The following is a 22,210-nucleotide window of genomic DNA, read 5'->3' as shown; positions in this document are numbered from 1 at the left end:
GGAGCGCGGACCGAGCATTTCGATCACGCATGTTGAAGCCGGATTCAGTACAGCGGTGAGCCTCTTTGTACACTGGCGCCGCCGGGCTTGGCAATCCGCCGCGACGGCAACGCAGCGGTCCTGGTCGGTTTACGAACGCGGCGCCACCGATTCGCTTGGTCGGATGTTCAGACTGAAACATTTGCTAAAGCAAAGTGCTGGGTTATAAATAAGTTTCGAGCGACGCAGGAAGCCTCCGCATGGAATCGAAAGAACAACTGTTAATGGAGCTGCTGGGCCACACGGCTCGCTCCCTGACCCATCTCACCGCGTCAGTCACCTCGATGTCTTTCGAGTTGCTGCGCAGTGACGACGAAGTGGTCAAATCCGCCGGCCGACACATGATCGATCGCATGGCCACCATCAGCGCCGGGCTCGATGAACACTGGCGATTGATCGGCGAGCTCACCGGCGTGCACGTCGCCCATGAGCAGATCGAAACCATCCAGGAAATTCAGCTGGCGGCACCGCCGCAGTTGCCGCCGAACTGATCGCGGCGATTTATCGGCTGTCCTGATAACCGTCGATTCACAAGACGAACGTCGCTGGCGCAGCCTCTGCGCACGGGCCATAGTTTTGTTCCCGCGGGCGTGATTGCCTGCTCCCGAACAAGACAGGGACTGGCCATGACCAAGACTCTTCACCACCGTGCATGCCACCTGTGCGAAGCCATTTGCGGCCTGACCATCGAAACCACGGAAACCGATGGCAACGTCGCGATCACCTCGATCAAGGGTGATGCCCTCGACACCTTCAGCCGCGGCCATATCTGCCCGAAAGCCGTGGCCCTGCAAGATATTCAGAACGATCCCGACCGGCTGCGTCAGCCAATGCGCCGCGTCGGCAGCGAATGGCTGCCGATCGAATGGGACGAGGCGTTTGCGCTGGTGGCCGAGAAACTCGCGGCGATTCAGGAACGTCACGGCCAGAACGCCGTTGCGGTGTATCAGGGCAATCCGAGCGTGCACAACTACGGCCTGATGACCCACAGCAATTACTTCCTGGGGTTGCTGAAAACCCGCAATCGTTATTCGGCCACTTCAGTCGATCAACTGCCGCATCACCTCAGCAGCTATCTGATGTACGGCCACGGTCTGCTGTTGCCGATCCCGGACATCGACCACACCGATTTCATGCTGATTCTCGGCGGCAATCCGCTGGCGTCCAACGGCAGCATCATGACCGTGCCGGATGTCGAGAAACGCCTGAAGGCTATTCAGGCACGTGGCGGCAAAGTGGTGGTGGTCGATCCGCGGCGCAGCGAAACCGCAGCGATGGCCGATCAACATGTATTCGTTCGCCCGGGCGGCGATGCGGCGCTGTTGTTCGGCATGCTCAATACGCTGTTCAGCGAAGGCCTGACCCGCGACAGCCATTTGCCGGTCGATGGCCTGGATGAGGTGCGCAACGCCGTGGCGGCGTTCAGCGCCGAAGCCATGAGCCCACTTTGCGCGGTGCCTGCCGAGCAGATCCGCCAACTCGCCCGCGACTTCGCTGCCGCGCCAAGCGCCGTCTGCTATGGACGCATGGGCGTCTCGACCCAGGCCTTCGGCACCTTGTGTCATTGGGTGGTGCAGTTGATCAACTTGGTCACGGGCAACCTCGACCGCGTTGGCGGTGCCCTGTGCACCGAGCCAGCGGTGGACCTGGTGGCGTCGACCTCGGGCGGGCATTTCAACAAATGGCAGAGCCGGGTTTCCGGGCGTCCTGAATACGGCGGCGAGTTGCCGGTCTCGGCGCTGGCCGAAGAAATGCTCACCGACGGCGAGGGGCAGATCCGCGCGCTGATCACCGTGGCCGGCAACCCGGTGTTGTCGACACCCAACGGCCGGCAACTGGAGCAGGCGCTGGATGGCCTCGACTTCATGCTCAGCATCGACCTGTACATCAACGAAACCACGCGCTATGCCGATCTGATCCTGCCGTCGACCTCGGCGCTGGAAAACGATCACTACGACACCACTTTCAACCTGTTTGCGGTGCGTAACGTGACCCGCTTCAATCGCGCGATCCTCGCCAAGCCCGAGGGTGCGCTGCACGACTGGGAGATCTTCGTCGGTTTGGCCAAGGCCTTCGCCGAGAAAACCGGCAAGGAGCTGAAACCAACGATGCCGCCGGCGAAGATGATCGACATGGGCCTGCGCATGGGCCGCTACGGCGATGCGTCCGAGCACAAGTTGTCGTTGGCGGCGCTGTTCGATCATCCGCATGGCGTGGATCTGGGTGCGCTGAAACCGAATCTGGCATCACGTCTGAAAACGCCGAATCAGCGTATCCAGGCCGCACCGCCGGAAATTCTCGCTGACCTCGCTCGCTTTGCCGCGTTGCAGGCGCCGGCTGCCGATGAATTGTTGATGATCGGCCGCCGCCATGTGCGCAGTAACAATTCGTGGATGCACAACTTCCATCGACTGGTGAAGGGCAAGCCGCGGCATCAGTTGCTGATGCACCCGGATGATCTGGCCAGCCGTGGCCTGGCCGACGGGCAACGGGTTCGGGTGAGTTCGCGGGTCGGGCAGATCGAGGTGGAAGTGCTCGCCAGTCTCGACATGATGAAAGGCGTGGTCAGCCTGCCCCACGGTTGGGGCCACGCGCGCCCGGGCGTGCAGATGGCGATCGCCAGCGGCCAGCCGGGGTCGAGCGCCAACGACCTGACCGACGAGTGCCAGCTTGACGAACTGTCGGGCAACGCGGCGTTGAACGGTGTGCCGGTGACAGTGGCGGCGGCTTGAGCGGGTCTGTCGGGGAGACCGAGCATGGCGCTCGGGATTCCGTTACAATGCGCCACCGTGCCGACCTCTGAGTCGGAAAGTTCAGCCGAGGTGCTCCATGGATATCATCGAAACGATTAAAGAGCAGATTGCCAACAACACCATTCTGCTTTACATGAAAGGCTCGCCGAATGCCCCGCAGTGCGGCTTTTCCGCAAAAGCTGCGCAAGCCGTGATGGCCTGTGGTGAAAAGTTCGCGTACGTGGACATCCTGCAGAACCCGGAAATCCGCGCCAACCTGCCAAAGTACGCCAACTGGCCGACTTTCCCGCAACTGTGGGTCGGCGGTGAGCTGGTCGGCGGCAGCGACATCATGACCGAGATGGCTGCAGACGGTTCGCTGCAAAGCACCATCAAGGCGGCTGTCGAAGCGGCAGCGGCGAACAAGTCCGAAGCCTGATTCTACGTTCATAGAGTTTCGCTCGACGACGCGTCTCCTGTAGGAGCTGTCGAGTGAAACGAGGCTGCGATCTTTTGATCTTCGGCCAGCAAAAAGCCCCGCACCTCGAAAGAGGGCGGGGCTTTTTGTTGGTTATACGAGTTGACTGAGTATCAAGGCTGAAATCGATAAAGATCGCAGCCTCGTTTCACTCGACAGCTCCTACTCTTCGCCCATCTGCGACTGCAGATAGTTTTCCAGGCCGATCTTGTCGATCAGGCCGAGCTGGGTTTCCAGCCAGTCGATGTGTTCTTCTTCCGACTCAAGAATGTCTTCGAGCAGTTCACGGCTGCCGAAGTCGCCAACGGTTTCGCAATGGGCGATGGCGGCTTTCAGGTCGGCGTGGCCGGTCTTTTCAATGCGCAGGTCGCATTCGAGCATTTCGCGGGTGTGTTCGCCGATGTGCAGCTTGCCCAGGTCCTGCACATTTGGCAGGCCTTCAAGGAACAGGATGCGCTTGATCAGCTTGTCCGCGTGTTTCATCTCGTCGATGGATTCGTGATATTCGTGCTTGCCGAGCTTGTTCAGACCCCAATCTTCATACATGCGCGCATGCAGGAAGTATTGATTGATCGCGACCAGCTCATTGGCAAGGATCTTGTTGAGATGCTGGATGACTGTAATGTCGCCTTTCATGATCGGAGTCCTGCCCTGTATTAACTGTATATAAGGCGGAGTTTGAGCTTGGTGTTTATAAGTGTCAAACCTAAGTTATTGAATAATAAATGAAAATTAATCGGAATAAGAATGTTTGTGTTCCGCGTCTGGACGCTAAGCAATTGATTTTCAGGCATAAAAAAACCGGACGCGAAGTCCGGTTCTTTGAAATGGGGGCATTTACGCAGCAGTAAATTCTACAGGGTAAGGGATCGCGGCCTGGGCGGTTTGCAGCTTGGTCAGGGTTTCGCGGACCACTTCCTTGGCAAGGCAGGCGCATTTGCCGCACTGGCTGGCGACGCCGGTGGCCTGGCGAACTTCTTTGTAGCTGCAGCAACCTTCATAGATCGCTTCGCGGATCTGTCCGTCGGTGACGCCAGTGCAGAGGCAAACATACATAAGTAAGAACCGTCGCTGGTTGTGACTCAATTGCGATGGATCTTAATGTTAACGAGAATGATTGTCAAAGTGCTTTCGGAACGCTTCGCAGCCAATATCCCAGCGACTGACGAACGGTATTTTCCAAATGCGCGTCTGACCCCATGAATACGCAGTGGATAACCGAACAGGGAAAATCCGTTACGGACAGGCCAAACACGCAGTGTATGATGGTCGTCCCTTGCGAAGAGGGTTCGTGTCACAGGGCTGTCGCCTGAGGGTGACAGGCTGGCCCGGACCCTGAACTTCAAGTTTCTACACCAGGAGATATCAATGAGCGTACTCGTAGGCAAACAAGCCCCAGACTTCACCGTCCCGGCCGTACTCGGCAATGGCGAGATCGTTGACAGCTTCACCCTGTCCTCGGCCATCAAAGGCAAATACGGCCTGGTGTTCTTCTACCCGCTGGACTTCACCTTCGTCTGCCCGTCCGAGCTGATCGCTCTGGACAACCGCATGGCTGACTTCAAGGCGCGCAACGTTGAAGTGATCGCTGTGTCGATCGACTCGCACTTCACCCACAACGCCTGGCGCAACACTCCAGTGAACAATGGCGGCATCGGCCAGGTGAAATACACCATGGCTGCCGACATGAAGCACGACATCGCCAAGGCTTACGACGTTGAATCCGAAGGCGGCGTGGCTTTCCGTGGCGCGTTCCTGATCGACGACAAAGGCGTGGTTCGCTCGCAGATCATCAACGACCTGCCGCTGGGCCGTAACATGGAAGAGCTGATCCGTCTGGTCGACGCGCTGCAATTCCACGAAGAGCACGGCGAAGTCTGCCCGGCCAACTGGAAGAAAGGCGACAAAGGCATGAACGCTTCGCCAGAAGGCGTTGCGGCTTACCTGACCGAAAACGCTGCTGCCCTGTAAGGCGCAACGTCGAGGTACAAAAAAACCGGCCCATGTGGCCGGTTTTTTTATGCGCGGGATTTGTTCGCCGAGGATCAGTCGTCGAAGTCTTCCCAGCCGCCCATCTGTTTCCAGCGATTGACGATGCCGCAGAACAGCTCAGCGGTCTTTTCGGTGTCGTAGCGCGCCGAGTGCGCCTCACGACCGTCGAAATCGATGCCGGCGGCCTGACAGGCTTTCGCCAGCACGGTCTGACCGTACGCCAGACCCGCCAGGGTCGCGGTGTCGAAACTGGAGAACGGGTGGAACGGGTTGCGCTTCATGTCCAGCCGCGCGACTGCGGCGTTGAGAAAGCCCAGATCGAAGCTGCTGTTGTGCCCGACCAGAATCGCCCGTTTGCAACCGTTGGCTTTGAGGGCCTTGCGGATGCCACGGAAAATATCGGTCAGCGCGGTTTCTTCACTGACGGCCATGCGCAGCGGATGATCAAGCTTGATCCCGGTGAATTCCAGCGCTGCCGCTTCAACGTTCGCACCTTCGAATGGCTCGACGCGGAAGAAGTAGGTGTGATCCGGGTAGACGAAACCCTTTTCATCCATGGCGATGGTGGTCGCGGCAATCTCCAGCAGGGCATCGGTGGCTGCGTTGAAGCCACCGGTTTCTACGTCGACGACAACCGGCAGGTAGCCGCGAAAACGCGCTGCCATCGGGTGACGGGAACCGCCGCCACCACCTTGACCGTCCAGCTCATCGTCGAAATGCTCTTCACTCACGCGTGTTCCTCCAGCAGGCGCCAGCGCAGTTTTTCACCGGCGCGCAGCGGGATAACGGTCAGCTCGCCAAATGGCAGGCTGGTTGGGGCGGTCCATTCTTCGCGAACCAGGGTGATGCGATCGGTGTTTGCCGGCAGGCCGTAGAAACGCGGGCCGTTGAGGCTGGCGAAGGCTTCGAGCTTGTCCAGCGCATTACGCTGTTCAAACGCTTCGGCATACATCTCGATGGCGGCGTAGGCGGTGTAGCAACCGGCGCAACCGCAGGCGGCTTCCTTGGCGTGCAGGGCGTGGGGCGCCGAGTCGGTGCCGAGGAAGAACTTGGCGCTGCCGCTGGTGGCGGCATCGAGCAAGGCTTCCTGATGGGTGTTGCGCTTGAGGATCGGCAAGCAATAGAAGTGTGGCCGAATCCCGCCCACCAGCATGTGGTTACGGTTGTACAACAGGTGGTGCGCGGTGATGGTCGCGCCGACGTTGGCCGAAGCCTCGTTGACGAATTGCACGGCGTCACCGGTGGTGATGTGCTCGAACACCACTTTCAGCGTCGGGAAGCGCTCGACCACGCGGCGCATGTGCTCATCGATGAAGATTTTTTCGCGGTCGAACACATCGACGTCGCCACGGGTGACTTCACCGTGGATCAACAGCGGCATGCCGACTTCGGCCATGGCTTCGAGCGCCGGGAAGATCTTGTCGATGCTGGTCACGCCGGAATCGGAATTGGTGGTCGCGCCGGCCGGGTAAAGCTTGGCGGCGTAGACGAAACCGCTGGCCTTGGCCTGACGAATTTCTTCCGGTTGGGTGCGGTCGGTGAGGTACAGCACCATCAACGGCTCGAACTGACTGCCGGCCGGGCGGGCAGCGAGAATGCGCTGACGATAGCCGTCGGCTTCAGCGGCGTTGCGCACCGGCGGTACCAGGTTCGGCATGATGATCGCGCGCCCGAAGGTGCGGGCCACATCGGCAACGGTATTGGTCAACACGGCACCATCGCGAAGATGAATGTGCCAGTCGTCGGGACGCAGCAGGGTCAGGCGGTCGGACATGAGGGGATTCCAGGCGGGTCAAACTGAGGCGAATGCTACCGGAAAAGACTCTTGCAGGCACCCGCTATCAAGTTTTGCCACAAGCGTCCGATATCCCGAAGGTATGCCGTAAACATTGTGTGAATCGGTGTTTGTGTTTCACAAGCCAATGGAGCCTCCCGTGCGCCAGCGTTATTTAGCCCTGCTCAGTGTGTTTGCCAGCCTTCCCGCGATGGCGCTGACTTACCAGACCCGTCTGGAGAACATTGAGTGGACGGTCGCCGGCGACAAGTTCGAATGCCGCCTGACGCAACCGATCACTGATTTCGGCTCGGGCGAATTCGTGCGCAAGGCCGGTGAGCAGGCGATCTTTCGCCTGAACGCCTACAACGCCATGCTTGGTGGCGGCTCGGCGACGTTGCTCGCTGCCGCTGCACCGTGGCAGCCGGGGCGCGGCGACATCAATCTGGGCTCGGTACGGCTGGGCAGCGGCAATGTGTTGTTCAACAGCTCGCAATCCCAGGCCGGTGGGCTGATCAGCGGTCTGCTGGACGGCCGCAGCCCGGTAGTTCGCCGTGCGTCTGGCGATGGCCGGGTGTCGGAAGTGCGTTTGCTGCCGGTGAAATTCAGCAAGGCGTTCAACGACTATCAAGGCTGCGTGGCGAAATTGCTGCCGCAGAATTTCGACCAGATCAAGCAGTCGCAGATAGGCTTTCCCGGCGAAGGCGTTGAGCTGGACCCGGCTGCCAAGGCCAAGCTGCAAGTGATGCTCGAATACATGAAGGCCGACCCGACGGTGAACCACATTGACCTCGACGGTCATTCCGACAACAGCGGCAATCGCCTGACCAACCGCGAATTGTCGCGCCGCCGCGCGCTGGCGGTGGTGGATTTCTTCAAGGCCAACGGCATTCAGGAATCGCAGATCACCGTGCGTTTCCACGGCGAGCAGTATCCGATCGTGCCCAACACCAGCAAAGCCAATCGTGCGAAGAACCGTCGGGTAAACGTGAAATTGTCGCGCGTCGCTCCGACTACCGCCCCGACTCCGGCGCCGCAAGCGAGTACGCCGGCCACGGCCGCAGCGACTTCCTGACCCGCCGGTCATCGTCGCGCTCTCGACAGATTCTGTCGCTTTGTCGTCTTAAGCTGTCGCGCCTCTGTAAATTATCGCGTTTGAGCGGTAGACTCCCCGGCTTTCCGTAGAACCCCGTGGAGTGATGGCATGGCGGACGTAAACAAGGTCGTTCTGGCGTATTCCGGCGGCCTGGACACTTCGGTGATCCTCAAGTGGCTGCAGGATACTTATAACTGTGAAGTGGTGACTTTCACCGCCGATCTCGGTCAAGGCGAAGAGGTCGAGCCGGCCCGCGCCAAGGCTCAGGCCATGGGCGTCAAAGAAATTTACATCGACGATCTGCGCGAAGAGTTCGTGCGTGATTTCGTGTTCCCGATGTTCCGCGCCAACACCGTTTACGAAGGCGAGTACCTGCTGGGTACTTCCATCGCCCGTCCGCTGATCGCCAAGCGCCTGATCGAAATCGCCAACGAAACCGGCGCCGACGCCATTTCCCATGGCGCCACCGGCAAGGGCAACGACCAGGTGCGCTTCGAACTGGGCGCTTACGCGCTCAAGCCAGGCGTGAAAGTCATCGCCCCTTGGCGCGAGTGGGACCTGCTGTCGCGCGAGAAGCTGATGGACTACGCCGAGAAGCACGCGATCCCGATCGAACGCCACGGCAAGAAAAAATCTCCGTACTCGATGGACGCCAACCTGCTGCACATCTCCTATGAAGGCGGCGTGCTGGAAGACACCTGGACCGAGCACGAAGAAGACATGTGGCGCTGGACCGTCTCCCCGGAGAAGGCTCCCGACACCCCGCAATACCTGGAACTGACTTACCGCAACGGCGACATCGTCGCGCTGGACGGCGTCGAAATGACCCCGGCCACCGTACTGGCGACGCTGAACAAGATCGGCGGCGAGCACGGCATCGGTCGTCTCGACATCGTCGAAAACCGTTACGTCGGCATGAAGTCCCGTGGCTGCTACGAGACCCCGGGTGGCACCATCATGCTGCGCGCCCACCGCGCCATCGAATCGATCACTCTGGACCGCGAAGTCGCTCACCTCAAAGACGAGCTGATGCCCAAGTACGCCAGCCTGATCTATACCGGCTACTGGTGGAGCCCTGAGCGTCTGATGCTGCAACAGATGATCGATGCTTCGCAGGTCAACGTGAACGGCGTAGTGCGCTTGAAGCTGTACAAGGGCAACGTCATCGTCACCGGTCGCAAGTCCGACGATTCGCTGTTCGACGCCAACATCGCCACCTTCGAAGAAGATGGCGGTGCTTACAATCAGGCGGATGCGGCGGGCTTCATCAAGCTCAACGCGCTGCGCATGCGCATTGCTGCCAACAAGGGCCGCAAGTTGTTCTGAGTGGCTCAGACCGATGCGCAATAAAAAAGGCGGCCTGTTGAGGGCCGCCTTTTTTTCATCTTTTTTTCTGGTTCATCAGGCTCCCTCGTGTATCTGCGCGCAGTCTTGACCCGGTTCAACTGGTTCGTCCCAGTAATGTCACCGTCTGCGAACACAGGTTATATACGATGCACAGTGTGGCTCCTGAGCCTTTCTTGGCCTGCCTGATCTGCTGCAATGCGGAGTGGGCAAGCGCGTCCGACGCATGATTACAAAGAAATACGAGAACCCGCGCGTGCTTTTTATCGACGCCTTTTAGCGTTTCGAAGATGGCATCGAATTCCTTCGCTGCATCAACTTCTCTTGCGTCAATGATGTTCAGTTCACTTACCCAGGGTGACAGCTTGATATTCTGCATAACCGGATGGGATGGGTCGCGTGGACCGAGCGGTGGGTCCGGCGCGTTGTGAACTCTGCAGGGAATCGGCACTCGGCCTGGCCCGGTTTTACCCGACACGATGCAACTGGTCAGCTCAAAAGCACAACGCTCGCCTGCTTCGCGAAAGGATTCGTCCCTCTGGTTATTTTGAGTGGTTTTCAAAAAGCTTTTGTCTTTGCCGAAGTCTGAAGGCGAGTAAAGCGAGCGATGATTGAAGTTGAGAGTGATAAAGAACAGGAATAACAAGTAAAAGGGGAAACTGATCAGAAACCAGACGTAAATTTCCCGGTCCTTGTTATCGAGAAATGGTAACGATACCGCCGCCGAGGTTTCCGAAAGAATTGCAAATATGGCGATGACTGTCATGGGGTTGGTGATTTTGTTTTTTATCTTTAGCATTGTTTTGCTTCTACATGGTTTGTCTAGTTTAAGTTGGTTGTTTCAGCGATAGTAAAGGCGCTTGTGTAAGTGCGCGGCTGTTAACTAAAGTTTTATAGAATCAACGATGTTGTGTCGAACAGGTGGTTGTGTCGGTTCGTTACGTCGTATGTCCCAGTGCTTGCCCAAGGCCAATTTGACAGGTAAATCATCGTGTATGAAGGTTCGTAATTGCGCCTGTTGAAGTTTTCCAACGACCCAGCATGGCGTAGGACTCGACTGCATGAAGATCAAACTCCGCCGGTGTATGAAAGATCGGAAGGCGGTTGCAATGGGGCAAGGGCAGCGAATTTGTGGGAATTATCCTCAATGCCTGTAGGGAATGTCTCTGGATGCAAATGCGTGTAAAAGTTGCCATGCCTTGAAGCAAGTGACTGGGATATCGTGCGTGTTCTAAAAATTCGAACAGCGAAAACTGGACTTGCCCATGAATAAAGTGCTGATCGTGGATGACCACCCCGTCATTCGACTTGCGGTACGTATGCTGATGGAACGGCATGGCTACGAAGTCATTGCAGAAACGGATAATGGCGTTGATGCACTACAAATTGCTCGTGAACAAATACCCGATCTTGTCATCCTGGATATTGGAATACCCAAACTCGACGGGCTGGAAGTTATTGCGCGCCTGACCTCCACTGCCATGCCGGTGAAAGTGCTGGTGCTGACTTCCCAGGCTCCCGGGCATTTTTCAATGCGTTGCATGCAATCGGGCGCAGCGGGCTACGTGTGCAAACAGCAGGATCTGACCGAATTGCTCAGTGCGATCAAGGCAGTACTGTCCGGCTACAGCTATTTCCCCAATCAGGCGCTGCACACTGTGCGCACCAGTCTGGGCAATGCGAGTGAAGCGGACATGGTTGATCGTCTGTCCGGGCGGGAAATGATGGTGTTGCAGCAGTTGGCGCGCGGCAAGACCAACAAGGAAATCGCCGATGGCATGTTTTTGAGCAACAAGACCGTGAGTACTTACAAGACTCGCCTGTTGCTGAAACTCAATGCGCGTTCTCTGGTTGATCTGATCGAGCTGGCGCAGCGCAACGGCCTGGTTTGAACGATTCGACAGCTGAGAACGTCATGGGCCGATCAAGCTCGGTTGTCGCAGAAAATGAAAAGCCTCCGTCTAGGGAGGCCTTCAGATATCACAGATCATAATCGTAGTCGGCCAATTGCCTTTGCAGTCGGCGCTCCTCAAGCAGGTTGTCGATTGTGCGACGCTTGCTAAGGTTGGTCTTGGCCACTTCAACCACCGGTTCGACCTCATCGGCGTCGGTGGCAATAAGATCCTCTTCTACATCCAGTTGCTCTGTGTCGGTACTCATGAAGTCAACTCCCGGCTAAGACTGCCTTTGGCGCTCCTTATATCGACATTACTGCGGCGGGTAAAAAAGATTTTTTCAATCGATGGATGCGAAAAACCGATGACCGCTCAATCGTCAGAAGTTTTATGTTTGTATTCGCATAGATCTTCGATGCGGCAGCTGCCGCAGCGCGGTTTACGCGCCAGGCAAACATAACGACCGTGCAAAATCAGCCAGTGATGAGAGTCGAGCAGGAATTCTTTCGGTACAAACTTCATCAACTTCATTTCTACTTCCACCACATTTTTCCCCGGCGCGATGCCGGTGCGATTGCTGACGCGAAAAATGTGCGTGTCGACCGCCATGGTCAATTGGCGGAAAGCGGTGTTGAGCACCACGTTGGCGGTCTTGCGCCCGACGCCCGGCAAGGCTTCCAGTTCTTCCCGGGTTTGCGGGACTTCACCGCCATGACGCTCAACCAGCAAACGGCAGGTTTCAATGACGTTTTTCGCCTTGCTGTTGTAGAGGCCAATGGTCTTGATGTACTCGGACAGCCCCTCGACACCCAGCGCATGAATCGCGGCGGGTGTATTGGCGACGGGAAAGAGTTTGGCGGTCGCCTTGTTGACGCCGACATCGGTGGACTGCGCCGAAAGAATCACCGCAATCAGCAGCTCGAACGGCGAAGAGTAGGCCAGTTCGGTTTTCGGCTCGGGATTGTCTTCGTGCAGTCGGCGAAATATCTCAAGACGTTTTGCAGCATTCATGGGCGATGCGTTTCCTTGATGACAGAATTGCGGCGTGTCCACGCCTGACGGGCGGCGAGAAGCAGGCCCAGTAAAACCAAAGCGCCGGGAACCAGCGTAATCAGACGCAGCCCTTCGGGGAACAAAACCAGACCTGGCCAATGCTCCGAAAGGCCTCGGCCAAGGCTGCCATAACCGATGATCTCGCGCAGCCCGCCGACTACCAGCATGAGCGCGCCGAACATTGCGCAGCGTTTGAAGCTGACAGCGACGGGCTCGCGGAAGGCACCGTGGTATTCAAACACGACGCAGTGCAAGGCGATCAGCCCTATGTAGAGCTCAGACGTCTGCTGCCATGGCAAAAACCAGCGTTGCGCCACAATATCCGCGCAACTGGTCAACGTCGCGGCGATTATCAGGCTGGCGAGCAATGCACGGGTGCCCGTGAGGCGCTCGCGCAGCGGCGACATGCAGACGGCAAATACACCGAGTACCGCGCTGAGCATCAAGGTTATCCCCAGTGCAGCGCTTAATGTTGGTGTGGCGCCCAGTAGGGGCACCAGCATCAATAAATTCACCGTGCGCTTCATGGGCCAGTCCCCAACAGCAGCGCCCGATGCTCATCGAAATAACGCAGTGCGTCATGAATTGCGTCAATGGCGGCACGGGAGGTAATGGTCGCGCCAGCGATTTGATCGAACTCCCCCTGATCCTTTTTCAGCGCCCAACCGGCGTCTGTCGGCTCAGTTCGGGATTTGCCGAGGAAGGTCTGAAGCCAGGCATTCGGCCATTCACCGATGTAACCACCCAATCCTGGCGTTTCGCGCTGCTCAAGGGTTTTCACGCCTAAAAGTTTGCCATTAGCATCAATGGCAATCAGCAGTTCCAGAGTACCTGCGTAACCTTCGCTGCGACTGCGCAACAGCACCGCGACTGTCTGACCGGAGCGGGTCGCTCGATAGCCGCCCGACAGCGTGCTATGGCGCAAAGCAGGCTCGGCGAGCGTCAGCGGTTGCTCCAGCGGCTGATTGTCGTAGAGCGCGGCAGGCATGACATCAAGCAATTTTCGGCTGTCGAGCAAGCGCTGCTCGCTGGCAATCTGCGGTGCACTGCTGCGCTGCAACACGTATGTCGCACTCACGCCAACGAGTGCCAGCAGCACCACCGTCGCGACACTCGCTGAGCGATTCACGCGTTCACCTTCGACTGGCGGCTGAGGGCGAAGCGTTCGAGTGCCGGCACCAGAAGATTCATCAGCAATACCGCAAACGCGACGCCGTCCGGGTAACCACCCCACGTGCGAATCAGATAAGTCAGCAGGCCGACGCCAACACCGAACAGCAGGCGGGCAAGGGCGCTTTTCGCGCCGGACACCGGCTCGGTCACAATAAAAAATGCACCGAGCATGGTCGCGCCGCTGAGCAGGTGAAACAGCGGCGAACCATGGGAATCCGACCCAGAGCCGTTCCAGCACAACAGGCTGATGACGAATAGACTGGCGAGCATGCCCACCGGTGCGTGCCAGGAAAAGATCCGCCGCTGCAACAGCCACAGGCCGCCGAGCAGAAACGCCAGATTCACCCATTCCACACCGCGCCCGCCGAAGCGGCCGAAGGCCGGGTTGCTGGCGAACAGCTCCTGCATGGTCAGGCTTTTATTGATGCGCAAACTGTCGAGTGCCGTGGCTTGCACCCAAGCGTCCGGCGCCTGCGCTGGACTGAAAACCTGTTGCAGCGCCGCAAGAAAGTCCAGGCCATGAGCGGGCCAATGGGTCATCGCTTGCGGGAACAGCACCATGCTCAGGACAAAGCCAAGCATCGCCGGGTTGAACGGGTTTTTGCCGACGCCGCCATAAAGATGTTTGCCGAACAACAGACCTGAAGCGGTCGCAATGACCGTCAGCCACCAAGGGCAATAAGCCGGCAGCGCGGCGGCCAGCAACATCGCACTGACCAGCGCGCTGCCATCACGCATTGCCGCTTGCACCGCTTGCCGACGCAGACAGGCGACGCCCGCTTCGACGAGCAAAGCACTGACAACCACCAGGGAAAGGTTGATCAACACGCCCCAGCCATACAGCCAGAATAATGCGAGCAGACCCGGCACAGCGGCCAGCAGCACGGTGTTCATCGCCTGTTGCAGGCGATCGTCCACTGGCTCAAGGGGCGGCATGGTCTTGCACCCGGCGCTCGGCGTCACTCACGGCTTGCTCCATTGCTGCGATCTGCTCCGGCGCAGCCTCCGCTGCCTGAGCTTTTTTCAGCTCGGCGCGGCGCATGGCCAACTGGATCTTGGCTCGCTTCAGTTCGGCGTCGTTGGTCGGTGCGGGAACGGCGGGAATCACCGGTTGGCTACTTTCCAGATTCGCCAGCGCCTGCTCGGCGGCTTCGAATTGTTGCTGCAGGACGATCAATTGCGACTGCTGCTCGAACGTCGGCGGGTGACCGAAGGCTTTCAGCGATTTGTGCAGTTGCGCTCGACTCATCGCCACATCGACCTTGGCCTTCTTCAGTGCCGCATCAGCGTTCGCGGCTTTTTGCGCACGCACCCGCTCCAGTGCAGCCTGCACCGGGTCGGCGGTCGATACTTGCGGTTGTGCCGCACGCGCGGCTCGCGCTTCACGTTCAGCCTGCTTTTGCTGTTCTTCATGCAGCAAGCGCTGGTTGCGTCGCTCGAAACGCTGGCGCGCATGGTCACGCTTTTCAGCGCGGGCGCGCTGTTCTTCGAGATCGAATGCGAGACCGCCAACCACTGGGATCGTGTTCGCAGGCAAAGGATGCATTTCGATGCAGTCGACCGGGCACGGCGCAACGCACAGATCACAACCGGTGCACTCGTCGATCAGCACCGTGTGCATGAGTTTTGCCGCGCCGACGATGGCGTCGACCGGGCAGGCCTGAATGCATTTGGTGCAGCCGATGCATTCGGCCTCGCGGATGAAGGCGATTTGCGGCGGTGCCGGGCCACGGCTGATGTCCAGTTCCAGGACCGGTATTTTCAACAGCTCGGCCAGGGCGGCGATAGTCTCCTCGCCGCCCGGCGGGCACTTGTTGATCGGCTCACCGTCAACAATGCCTTGCGCATAGGGTTTGCATCCGGGATGGCCGCACTTGCCGCATTGGGTCTGCGGCAGCAGGGCATCGATGCGTTGAATCAGACTCATGTTTTGATCAATCCACTGAATCCGAGAAAAATCACTGCGACCAGTCCGGCGCTGATCAGATCGATCGGCAGGCCGCGAAAGGGCAGGGGAATATCGTTGTCGACCGTGCGCTCGCGCAGGTCGCAGAACACACTCAATACCAGCCAGAAACCCAGCCCTGCACCCAGACTCAAAGCTGTCGCGTGCAGCAGGCCATGATCGTTTTGCGCATTGATCAAGGCCAGCCCGAGTACCCCGGCATTGCCCAGCAGCAGCGGCCACAATCCAGCGAACGGCCAATCGGGCAGGCCGCGCGCCAGCAGTTTCAGCAGCGGCGCGATCAACAACACACTCAATGGCAGAAACACGAACAGGCGCAGCGCTTCAAGCTGCAACGGCACCAATATCCACTGCCAGATCGCCTGACCGATAACGCCGACCACCACCATCAGGCACAACGTCGCCAACCCCAGCGCATGGACCTGGCGTCGGCTGCCCGCCAGCAGCGGAGCGACGCCCAGCGGCCAGTGCAACACGAAGTTGTTGAGCAGCGCAGCACTGATCAGCGTTAACACGAGTTCGGTCATGGTTCTGCCAGCGAAACGGGCGGGTGTCTCTTAAGGGTAGGCACTATCGGGCCAGATATGAAAAATCCCACCGGCATGCAGAGCACGTCGGTGGGATCGTTTTACGGCAACCTCTTACTTGATGCGCTGACCCGGCTTGGCGCCGCTGTCCGGGCTCAGCAGGTAGATCTCTTCGCCGCCGGGACCGGCTGCCATCACCATGCCTTCGGAAATACCGAACTTCATTTTCCGTGGCTTGAGGTTGGCGATCATCATGGTCAGGCGACCGTCGAGCTTGGACGGGTCCGGGTAGGCGCTCTTGATCCCGGAGAACACGTTGCGTTGCTCGTCACCGATGTCGAGGGTCAGGCGCAGCAGTTTGTCGGCGCCTTCGACGTGTTCGGCCTTGACGATCAAAGCGACGCGCAAATCGATGGCGGCAAAGGCGTCGAAATCGATTTCCGGCGACAGCGGATCCTTGGCCAGTTCGCCGTTGCCGGCAGGCTTGGCTTCGCCGGTGTCGGTCTGACTGGCGGTCAGGTCTTCTTTCGAGGCGTCGGTCATGGCTTGCACTTTTACCGGGTCGATGCGGGTCATCAACGGTTTGAATTCGTTGAGCTGGTGGTTGGCCAGCAGGGTGGTGTGGTCATTCCAGGTCAGCGGCGCGACGTTGAGGAACGCCTCGGCATCAGCGGCCAGCAGCGGCAGTACCGGTTTGAGGAAGATCACCAACTGGCGGAACAGGTTGATGCCGGTGGCGCAGATCGCCTGGACTTCATCCTGCTTGCCTTCCTGCTTGTTCAGCGACCACGGCGCCTTGTCGGCGATCCAGGCGTTGGCGCGGTCAGCCAGGGCCATGATTTCACGCATCGCGCGGGCGAAGTCGCGGGCCTCGTAGGCGTCGCCAATGCTCGGCGCGGCGGCGAGGAAGGCCTCGGTCAGCTCCGGCGCGGCATTGTTGTCGACCAGTAGGCCGCCGTTGCCTTTGTGGATAAACCCGGCGCAACGGCTGGCGATGTTGACCACTTTGCCGACCAGATCGGAGTTGACCTTCTGCACGAAGTCTTCAAGGTTCAGGTCGAGGTCATCGACGCCACGGCCAAGCTTGGCCGCGTAGTAGTAGCGCAGGTATTCCGGCGACAGATGATCCAGATAAGTGCGGGCCTTGATGAAGGTGCCGCGCGACTTGGACATTTTCTGGCCGTTGACGGTCAGGTAGCCGTGCACGTTGATGCCGGTCGGCTTGCGGTAGCCGGCGCCTTCGAGCATGGCTGGCCAGAACAGCGCGTGGAAATTGACGATGTCCTTGCCGATGAAGTGATACAGCTCGGCGGTCGAGTCCTTGCCCCAGAACGCGTCGAAGTCCAGCTCCGGCGTACGGTTGCAGAGGTTCTTGAAGCTGGCCATGTAACCGATCGGCGCATCCAGCCAGACGTAGAAATACTTGCCCGGCTCGCCCGGGATCTCGAAGCCGAAGTACGGCGCATCGCGGGAAATGTCCCACTGCTGCAGGCCGGCATCCAGCCATTCGGCGATCTTGTTGGCCACGGCGTCCTGCAGGGTGCCGCTGCGGGTCCAGGCCTGTAGCATTTCCTGGAAGTCCGGCAGCTTGAAGAAGAAGTGCTGGGAATCCTTGAGCACCGGGGTGGCGCCGGAGATCGCCGACTTCGGATCCTTCAGGTCGGTCGGTGCGTAGGTCGCACCGCATTTTTCGCAGTTGTCACCGTACTGGTCTTCAGTGCCGCATTTCGGGCAGGTGCCCTTGATGAAGCGGTCGGCCAGGAACATTTTCTTTTCCGGGTCGAAATACTGGGTGATCGAGCGCTGGGCGATGTGCCCGGCGTCACGCAGCTTGAGGTAGATCTGGCTCGACAGCTCACGGTTTTCTTCGGCGTGAGTGGAGTGGAAATTGTCGAAATCGACGAGGAAGTCGGCAAAGTCGGCGCTGTGTTCAGCCTGCACGTTGGCGATCAGTTGTTCCGGGGTGATGCCTTCCTTTTCTGCGCGCAGCATGATCGCCGAACCGTGGGCGTCGTCGGCGCAGACATAGATGCATTGGTTGCCGCGATGCTTCTGGAAGCGCACCCACATATCGGTCTGGATGTATTCCAGCATGTGGCCAAGGTGAATCGAACCATTGGCGTAGGGCAGGGCGCTGGTGACGAGGATCTTGCGTGGCTCGGACATGGGGCTTCGCTACTTGATGAAACGGAGGTCGGCCACTATAAAGCGCCGGCGCATATTTTTCACCCCTGCGCCACTGGGTACTTTGAGTGTTCTTGTGGCGAGGGGATTTATCCCCGCTGGGTGGCGAAGCCGCCCGAAAACCGCAAACTTCGATGTATCAGATAGTCCGAGTGCAATGGCTTTACGACTGCTGCGCAGCCGAACGGGGATAAATCCCCTCACCACGGTGGCTTTTCAGCGCAAGTAATCTGTTCGCCTCAAATCGGTGTCCAGCGTACGATAGCCGCCATTCTTTCCAGTCTTGTTATCGGAGTTGCCCATGAGCGCCGTCACTCGCGCAGCGGTGGAAGCCGTCCTCAGCCAATACACCGACCCTTACCTGAACCAGGACCCGGTCAGCGCCGGGTGCGTGAAAAACATCGAGATCATCGGTGACCGCGTCAATGTGCAGCTGGAAATCGGCTACGCCGCCGGTCTGTTCAAGAGTGGCTGGGCGCAATTGCTGCAACTGGCCATCGAAAACCTCGACGGCGTGGTCATCGCCCGCGTCGAGGTCACCAGCGTGATCGCCGCGCACAAGGCCCAGGCGCAGATTCCCGGGCTGGCCAACGTCAAGAACGTCGTCGCCGTCGCTTCCGGCAAGGGCGGCGTGGGCAAATCCACCACCGCTGCCAATCTCGCGCTGGCGCTGGCCCGCGAAGGCGCCAAAGTCGGCATCCTCGACGCCGATATCTACGGCCCGAGCCAGGGCATCATGTTCGGCATTCCCGAGCGCACCCGTCCTGAGGTCAAGGATCAGAAGTGGTTCGTGCCGCTCAAGGCCCACGGCGTGGAAGTCATGTCGATGGCCTTCCTGACCGACGACAACACGCCGATGGTCTGGCGCGGGCCGATGGTTTCCGGGGCGCTGCTGCAGTTGGTTACGCAAACCGCGTGGGGCGATCTGGATTATCTGGTCATCGACATGCCACCAGGCACCGGCGACATCCAGCTGACCCTGGCGCAGAAAGTCCCGGTGGCGGGTGCGGTGATCGTCACCACGCCGCAGGATCTGGCACTGCTCGACGCACGCAAAGGCGTGGAAATGTTCCGCAAGGTCAACATTCCGGTGCTGGGCGTGGTGGAAAACATGGCGGTGCACATCTGCTCGAACTGCGGGCATGCCGAGCATCTGTTCGGTGAAGGTGGTGGCGAGAAACTGGCCACCCAGTACGGCGTCGAATTGCTGGCCTCGCTGCCGCTGTCGATGCTGATCCGCGAACAGGCCGATGGCGGCAAGCCAACCGTAATCGCCGAGCCGGACAGCCAGATCGCCATGGTCTATCAGGAACTGGCCCGCCACGTCGGCGCGCGCATTGTCTTGCAGGAAGCGGCCACGCCGGCGATGCCGAATATCACCATCAGTGACGATTGAATAAACGCTGGATGAAATGTGGGAGCGAGCCTGCTCGCGAAGAGGGAGTGTCAGTCAACGAAGATGTTGGCTGACCCACCGCTTTCGCGAGCAGGCTCGCTCCCACAGTTGTTTTGTGTTGGCAGTCAGATCCGCAACCCGCCATCCATCTCCAGAATCCGCCCGGTGTAGTAGTCGTTCTCGAAGATATACGCCGCCGAATGGGCGATCTCTTCGGGCTTGCCCATGCGCTTGAGCGGAATGCCCGACGTCATCTTCTCCAGCGCTTCCGGTTTCATGCCCAAAGTCATTTCGGTTTCGATGAAGCCCGGTGCGATGCCCGCCACGCGAATGCCGTAACGCGCCAGCTCCTTCGCCCAGGTTACGGTCGCTGCCGCGACGCCGGCCTTGGCTGCGGAATAGTTGGTCTGGCCGACGTTGCCTGCGCGGGAGATCGAGGAAATATTGATAATCGCGCCGCTGTTCTTCAGCTCGACCATCTTCGCCGCGACTTCACGGGTGCAGAGGAACACGCCGGTGAGGTTGACGTCGATCACCGCCTGCCACTGCGCCAGGCTCATCTTGGTCATCTCACCGTCCTTGACCTTCAACAACAGACCATCGCGCAAAATGCCTGCGTTGTTGATCAGGCCGTGGATGGCGCCGAAGTCTGCGGCCACTTGCGCGACCATGTGCTCGACCTGTTCTTCATTGGCGACGTTGCACAGGTAGCTGCGCGCTTCGACACCTTTGGCTTTGCAGGCGGCCACGGCGGCGTCGAGTTTTTCCTGATTCAGATCGACCAGGGCCAGTTTCGCGCCCTTGCCGGCGAAATACTCGGCCATGGAACGGCCCAAACCCTGGCAACCGCCGGTGATAATGATTACTTTGTCGTTGAGTTGCATTCGCATGTCCCGCTGGCAGGTCTGAGTTGTTTTTGTTGTCGGCAACGCTCGATCGGCACCGGTCAGGCCTGGTAGCACACGAACATTTGCCCGATGCGCGCCGGTTACTTTTCGCTGCGCGCCTGTCCGTTTTCTAGACGGAACCCATTTAAGGAGTCACAAATTGAGCGCTGAAGTGGCGAAGAATGCCCGAGAATTGCTTCTCAAGGAATACCGAGGAGTGCTGTCGACCCACTCCAAATCGATGCCGGGTTTTCCCTTTGGCTCGGTTGTGCCGTATTGCCTGGACGAGCAGGGCCGGCCGCTGATCCTGATCAGCCGCATCGCCCAGCACACGCATAACCTGCAGAAAGATCCGAAGTGTTCGATGCTGGTGGGCGAGCGCGAGGCCGACGATGTACAGGCGGTCGGGCGGCTGACTTATCTGGCCGAAGCGCAGAAGCTCGCAGAACCGGCAGCCATCGACGCTGCCGCCGAACGCTATTACCGCTATTTCCCCGACTCGCAGAATTATCACCAGGCCCACGACTTCGACTTCTGGGTGCTCGATCCGGTGCGCCATCGCTACATCGGCGGCTTTGGTGCGATCCACTGGATCGACGATCTGACCCTGGCCAACCCGTTCGCCGGCAAAGCGGAAATCAGCATGGTCGAGCACATGAACAGCGACCATGCCAAAGCCATCGCCCATTACGTCGAGCTGGCCGGGCTGCCCAACAGCACGCCGGCGCAACTGGCCGGCATCGACAGCGAGGGCATGCACCTGCGCATCGGTCAGGCCGTCTACTGGTTGCCCTTCGCGGCGCCATGTAATACGCCGACACAAGTGCGCGAGGCCTTGGTTTCTCTGGCTCACGCCCAGTCCTGGCCGAAAAAAGCGCAAAGTTAAGCTTGAATTCACGCAAGGGCGACGTCATCTAGGGCTTACTGCAAGGCATTTCTTGCGTTGAGGAAACTTTGATGCGCCCTTTTCTGTTGCTCTTTCTGCTGTTTCCAGTGCTGGAGCTGTTCGTATTCGTCAAAGTGGCAGGCTCTATCGGGTTCTTCCCGGCCCTGCTGCTGATCATTCTCGGCTCGATGTTCGGTGTGTTCGTGCTGCGCGTCGCCGGTCTGGCCACCGCATTGCGTGCCCGGGAAAGCCTGAATCGCGGCGAGTTGCCCGCGCAGACCATGCTCGAAGGCCTGATGCTGGCACTGGCCGGTGGCCTGTTGATCATTCCCGGCTTCATCAGTGACGTCGTCGGTCTGGTGATGCTGTTGCCGGTCACCCGTCGTCTGCTGGCGAACAAGATGCGCCAGCGCGCCGAAGATCAGGCCATGCGTCAGCGCGCCTTCGCCGACGACCTGCAACCCCGTGGCGGCCCGGCCCCGCGCGAGCCGCTCGGTCGAGAGCCGAATGTGATCGAAGGCGAGTTCGAACACCGCGACAACAAGTGATATCAGCATCGACACGGCACCCTCGGGTGCCGTGCTCGTTTATGGCGCTTTTTTACTGGGTGGCGATGAAAAATTTTTTCCGCCAGCCCTTGTAATCGGCTTGTACGCCCCTATGTATCGGTCACCGAAAGGTTTCCGGTTTTCAAACCGGACAGACTTGCGCGGTTCGCTCGACGGACCGCAACCGGCGCAGGCCGGATTCGTTAAACCCGCCGGGACTACACCGGCCGATGAAAACCA

23 protein-coding genes and 1 pseudogene are annotated in these 22,210 nt (G+C 59.1%); 10 read left to right on the top strand and 14 right to left on the bottom strand.

The window, feature by feature from the left end; translation table 11 throughout:
• The first annotated feature begins 239 nt into the window (after positions 1 to 239).
• The 3 genes from AB4N85_RS15990 to grxD all read left to right on the top strand — a co-directional run bounded on the left by AB4N85_RS15990 (position 240) and on the right by grxD (position 3,210).
• Entirely contained in the window at positions 240 to 530 is a 291-nt protein-coding gene (locus AB4N85_RS15990) for a hypothetical protein (RefSeq protein WP_016773401.1), read from the top strand.
• A gap of 135 nt (positions 531 to 665) precedes the next feature.
• Complete coding sequence (locus AB4N85_RS15985) at positions 666 to 2,771, top strand: molybdopterin oxidoreductase family protein (RefSeq protein ID WP_460065014.1); 2,106 nt, start codon at positions 666 to 668, stop codon at positions 2,769 to 2,771.
• Between the two features lie 97 nt (positions 2,772 to 2,868).
• The gene (gene grxD / locus AB4N85_RS15980; RefSeq protein WP_016773402.1) at positions 2,869 to 3,210 is read left to right on the top strand and encodes a Grx4 family monothiol glutaredoxin; all 342 of its coding nucleotides are present in this window, start codon (positions 2,869 to 2,871) and stop codon (positions 3,208 to 3,210) included.
• Positions 3,211 to 3,411: 201 nt separating this feature from the next.
• Here grxD and bfr read toward each other — a convergent pair whose 3' ends face one another.
• A complete protein-coding gene (gene bfr, locus AB4N85_RS15975; RefSeq protein ID WP_016773403.1) occupies positions 3,412 to 3,885 on the bottom strand; it encodes a bacterioferritin in 474 nt (157 codons plus the stop codon).
• A 201-nt stretch (positions 3,886 to 4,086) separates the two neighbouring features.
• The gene (locus tag AB4N85_RS15970) at positions 4,087 to 4,305 is read right to left on the bottom strand and encodes a bacterioferritin-associated ferredoxin (RefSeq protein WP_003227725.1); all 219 of its coding nucleotides are present in this window, start codon (positions 4,303 to 4,305) and stop codon (positions 4,087 to 4,089) included.
• Positions 4,306 to 4,617: 312 nt separating this feature from the next.
• Between AB4N85_RS15970 and AB4N85_RS15965 the strand changes: the two genes are divergently transcribed.
• Complete coding sequence (locus tag AB4N85_RS15965; RefSeq protein WP_003227723.1) at positions 4,618 to 5,220, top strand: peroxiredoxin; 603 nt, start codon at positions 4,618 to 4,620, stop codon at positions 5,218 to 5,220.
• A 74-nt stretch (positions 5,221 to 5,294) separates the two neighbouring features.
• Here AB4N85_RS15965 and rnt read toward each other — a convergent pair whose 3' ends face one another.
• Both rnt and pyrC read right to left on the bottom strand, forming a co-directional pair.
• The gene (gene rnt / locus AB4N85_RS15960) at positions 5,295 to 5,972 is read right to left on the bottom strand and encodes a ribonuclease T (RefSeq protein WP_252868210.1); all 678 of its coding nucleotides are present in this window, start codon (positions 5,970 to 5,972) and stop codon (positions 5,295 to 5,297) included.
• Positions 5,969 to 7,015, bottom strand: a complete 1,047-nt coding sequence (gene pyrC, locus AB4N85_RS15955) for a dihydroorotase (protein WP_353188138.1) — start codon at positions 7,013 to 7,015, stop codon at positions 5,969 to 5,971. Before pyrC ends, rnt begins: the two co-directional genes overlap by 4 nt.
• Before the next feature lie 160 nt (positions 7,016 to 7,175).
• Between pyrC and AB4N85_RS15950 the strand changes: the two genes are divergently transcribed.
• Entirely contained in the window at positions 7,176 to 8,090 is a 915-nt protein-coding gene (locus AB4N85_RS15950; RefSeq protein WP_406227299.1) for a flagellar protein MotY, read from the top strand.
• A 129-nt stretch (positions 8,091 to 8,219) separates the two neighbouring features.
• Positions 8,220 to 9,437 (top strand): argininosuccinate synthase, encoded by a 1,218-nt coding sequence (locus AB4N85_RS15945; protein WP_007953201.1) that lies wholly within the window; start codon positions 8,220 to 8,222, stop codon positions 9,435 to 9,437.
• A gap of 115 nt (positions 9,438 to 9,552) precedes the next feature.
• Here the strand turns inward: AB4N85_RS15945 and AB4N85_RS15940 are convergent, their stop codons facing one another.
• On the bottom strand, positions 9,553 to 10,254 hold the full coding sequence (locus tag AB4N85_RS15940; protein WP_095181788.1) for a hypothetical protein: 702 nt from the start codon (positions 10,252 to 10,254) through the stop codon (positions 9,553 to 9,555).
• 466 nt (positions 10,255 to 10,720) lie between these two features.
• Between AB4N85_RS15940 and AB4N85_RS15935 the strand changes: the two genes are divergently transcribed.
• Positions 10,721 to 11,347, top strand: a complete 627-nt coding sequence (locus AB4N85_RS15935) for a response regulator transcription factor (RefSeq protein ID WP_016773408.1) — start codon at positions 10,721 to 10,723, stop codon at positions 11,345 to 11,347.
• Between the two features lie 88 nt (positions 11,348 to 11,435).
• On the opposite strand, the gene AB4N85_RS15930 is transcribed toward AB4N85_RS15935, so the two are convergent.
• The 8 genes from AB4N85_RS15930 to metG form a co-directional block, all read right to left on the bottom strand.
• On the bottom strand, positions 11,436 to 11,615 hold the full coding sequence (locus AB4N85_RS15930; RefSeq protein ID WP_041479865.1) for a PA3496 family putative envelope integrity protein: 180 nt from the start codon (positions 11,613 to 11,615) through the stop codon (positions 11,436 to 11,438).
• Between the two features lie 107 nt (positions 11,616 to 11,722).
• Entirely contained in the window at positions 11,723 to 12,361 is a 639-nt protein-coding gene (nth, locus tag AB4N85_RS15925) for an endonuclease III (protein ID WP_016773410.1), read from the bottom strand.
• Positions 12,358 to 12,930, bottom strand: a complete 573-nt coding sequence (locus AB4N85_RS15920; protein ID WP_150637379.1) for an Rnf-Nqr domain containing protein — start codon at positions 12,928 to 12,930, stop codon at positions 12,358 to 12,360. Before AB4N85_RS15920 ends, nth begins: the two co-directional genes overlap by 4 nt.
• Entirely contained in the window at positions 12,927 to 13,532 is a 606-nt protein-coding gene (locus tag AB4N85_RS15915; protein WP_150637381.1) for an RnfABCDGE type electron transport complex subunit G, read from the bottom strand. Before AB4N85_RS15915 ends, AB4N85_RS15920 begins: the two co-directional genes overlap by 4 nt.
• Complete coding sequence (locus tag AB4N85_RS15910; protein ID WP_460065005.1) at positions 13,529 to 14,512, bottom strand: RnfABCDGE type electron transport complex subunit D; 984 nt, start codon at positions 14,510 to 14,512, stop codon at positions 13,529 to 13,531. Before AB4N85_RS15910 ends, AB4N85_RS15915 begins: the two co-directional genes overlap by 4 nt.
• Positions 14,499 to 15,503 carry an electron transport complex subunit RsxB gene (rsxB, locus tag AB4N85_RS15905; protein ID WP_252868204.1) on the bottom strand — a complete coding sequence of 335 codons (1,005 nt, stop codon included), beginning with the start codon at positions 15,501 to 15,503 and terminating at the stop codon, positions 14,499 to 14,501. The genes AB4N85_RS15910 and rsxB overlap by 14 nt, the downstream gene beginning before the upstream one ends.
• Positions 15,500 to 16,069 (bottom strand): Rnf-Nqr domain containing protein, encoded by a 570-nt coding sequence (locus AB4N85_RS15900; RefSeq protein ID WP_150637387.1) that lies wholly within the window; start codon positions 16,067 to 16,069, stop codon positions 15,500 to 15,502. The genes rsxB and AB4N85_RS15900 overlap by 4 nt, the downstream gene beginning before the upstream one ends.
• Before the next feature lie 114 nt (positions 16,070 to 16,183).
• Positions 16,184 to 18,235 (bottom strand): methionine--tRNA ligase, encoded by a 2,052-nt coding sequence (metG, locus tag AB4N85_RS15895; RefSeq protein WP_460065001.1) that lies wholly within the window; start codon positions 18,233 to 18,235, stop codon positions 16,184 to 16,186.
• Positions 18,236 to 18,554: 319 nt separating this feature from the next.
• Between metG and apbC the strand changes: the two are divergent.
• A pseudogene (apbC, locus tag AB4N85_RS15890) lies at positions 18,555 to 19,604 on the top strand (iron-sulfur cluster carrier protein ApbC); the annotation flags it as partial.
• A gap of 170 nt (positions 19,605 to 19,774) precedes the next feature.
• Here apbC and AB4N85_RS15885 read toward each other — a convergent pair.
• Entirely contained in the window at positions 19,775 to 20,533 is a 759-nt protein-coding gene (locus tag AB4N85_RS15885; RefSeq protein ID WP_095181795.1) for an SDR family oxidoreductase, read from the bottom strand.
• 163 nt (positions 20,534 to 20,696) lie between these two features.
• Here AB4N85_RS15885 and AB4N85_RS15880 point away from each other — a divergent pair, with 163 nt between their 5' ends.
• Both AB4N85_RS15880 and AB4N85_RS15875 read left to right on the top strand, forming a co-directional pair.
• Positions 20,697 to 21,422, top strand: a complete 726-nt coding sequence (locus AB4N85_RS15880; RefSeq protein WP_041479857.1) for a HugZ family pyridoxamine 5'-phosphate oxidase — start codon at positions 20,697 to 20,699, stop codon at positions 21,420 to 21,422.
• A 71-nt stretch (positions 21,423 to 21,493) separates the two neighbouring features.
• Complete coding sequence (locus AB4N85_RS15875; RefSeq protein ID WP_016773418.1) at positions 21,494 to 21,970, top strand: FxsA family protein; 477 nt, start codon at positions 21,494 to 21,496, stop codon at positions 21,968 to 21,970.
• Positions 21,971 to 22,210 lie beyond the last annotated feature (240 nt).

It is taken from the genome of Pseudomonas sp. H1_G08 (genome assembly GCF_054681355.1).
This window is presented reverse-complemented; position numbering and strand designations above follow the sequence as displayed.

Bases quoted from the DNA above. Each gene is read 5' to 3' on its own strand.
- AB4N85_RS15920 (WP_150637379.1), bottom strand. From the start codon at position 12,930: ATGAAGCGCACGGTGAATTTATTGATGCTGGTGCCCCTACTGGGCGCC.
- AB4N85_RS15935 (WP_016773408.1), top strand. From the start codon at position 10,721: ATGAATAAAGTGCTGATCGTGGATGACCACCCCGTCATTCGACTTGCG.
- AB4N85_RS15900 (WP_150637387.1), bottom strand. From the start codon at position 16,069: ATGACCGAACTCGTGTTAACGCTGATCAGTGCTGCGCTGCTCAACAAC.
- AB4N85_RS15910 (WP_460065005.1), bottom strand. From the start codon at position 14,512: ATGCCGCCCCTTGAGCCAGTGGACGATCGCCTGCAACAGGCGATGAAC.
- AB4N85_RS15930 (WP_041479865.1), bottom strand. From the start codon at position 11,615: ATGAGTACCGACACAGAGCAACTGGATGTAGAAGAGGATCTTATTGCC.
- metG (WP_460065001.1), bottom strand. From the start codon at position 18,235: ATGTCCGAGCCACGCAAGATCCTCGTCACCAGCGCCCTGCCCTACGCC.
- bfr (WP_016773403.1), bottom strand. From the start codon at position 3,885: ATGAAAGGCGACATTACAGTCATCCAGCATCTCAACAAGATCCTTGCC.
- AB4N85_RS15945 (WP_007953201.1), top strand. From the start codon at position 8,220: ATGGCGGACGTAAACAAGGTCGTTCTGGCGTATTCCGGCGGCCTGGAC.
- rsxB (WP_252868204.1), bottom strand. From the start codon at position 15,503: ATGAGTCTGATTCAACGCATCGATGCCCTGCTGCCGCAGACCCAATGC.
- AB4N85_RS15990 (WP_016773401.1), top strand. From the start codon at position 240: ATGGAATCGAAAGAACAACTGTTAATGGAGCTGCTGGGCCACACGGCT.
- pyrC (WP_353188138.1), bottom strand. From the start codon at position 7,015: ATGTCCGACCGCCTGACCCTGCTGCGTCCCGACGACTGGCACATTCAT.
- AB4N85_RS15940 (WP_095181788.1), bottom strand. From the start codon at position 10,254: ATGCTAAAGATAAAAAACAAAATCACCAACCCCATGACAGTCATCGCC.
- AB4N85_RS15985 (WP_460065014.1), top strand. From the start codon at position 666: ATGACCAAGACTCTTCACCACCGTGCATGCCACCTGTGCGAAGCCATT.
- AB4N85_RS15970 (WP_003227725.1), bottom strand. From the start codon at position 4,305: ATGTATGTTTGCCTCTGCACTGGCGTCACCGACGGACAGATCCGCGAA.
- AB4N85_RS15875 (WP_016773418.1), top strand. From the start codon at position 21,494: ATGCGCCCTTTTCTGTTGCTCTTTCTGCTGTTTCCAGTGCTGGAGCTG.
- AB4N85_RS15885 (WP_095181795.1), bottom strand. From the start codon at position 20,533: ATGCAACTCAACGACAAAGTAATCATTATCACCGGCGGTTGCCAGGGT.
- grxD (WP_016773402.1), top strand. From the start codon at position 2,869: ATGGATATCATCGAAACGATTAAAGAGCAGATTGCCAACAACACCATT.
- AB4N85_RS15965 (WP_003227723.1), top strand. From the start codon at position 4,618: ATGAGCGTACTCGTAGGCAAACAAGCCCCAGACTTCACCGTCCCGGCC.
- nth (WP_016773410.1), bottom strand. From the start codon at position 12,361: ATGAATGCTGCAAAACGTCTTGAGATATTTCGCCGACTGCACGAAGAC.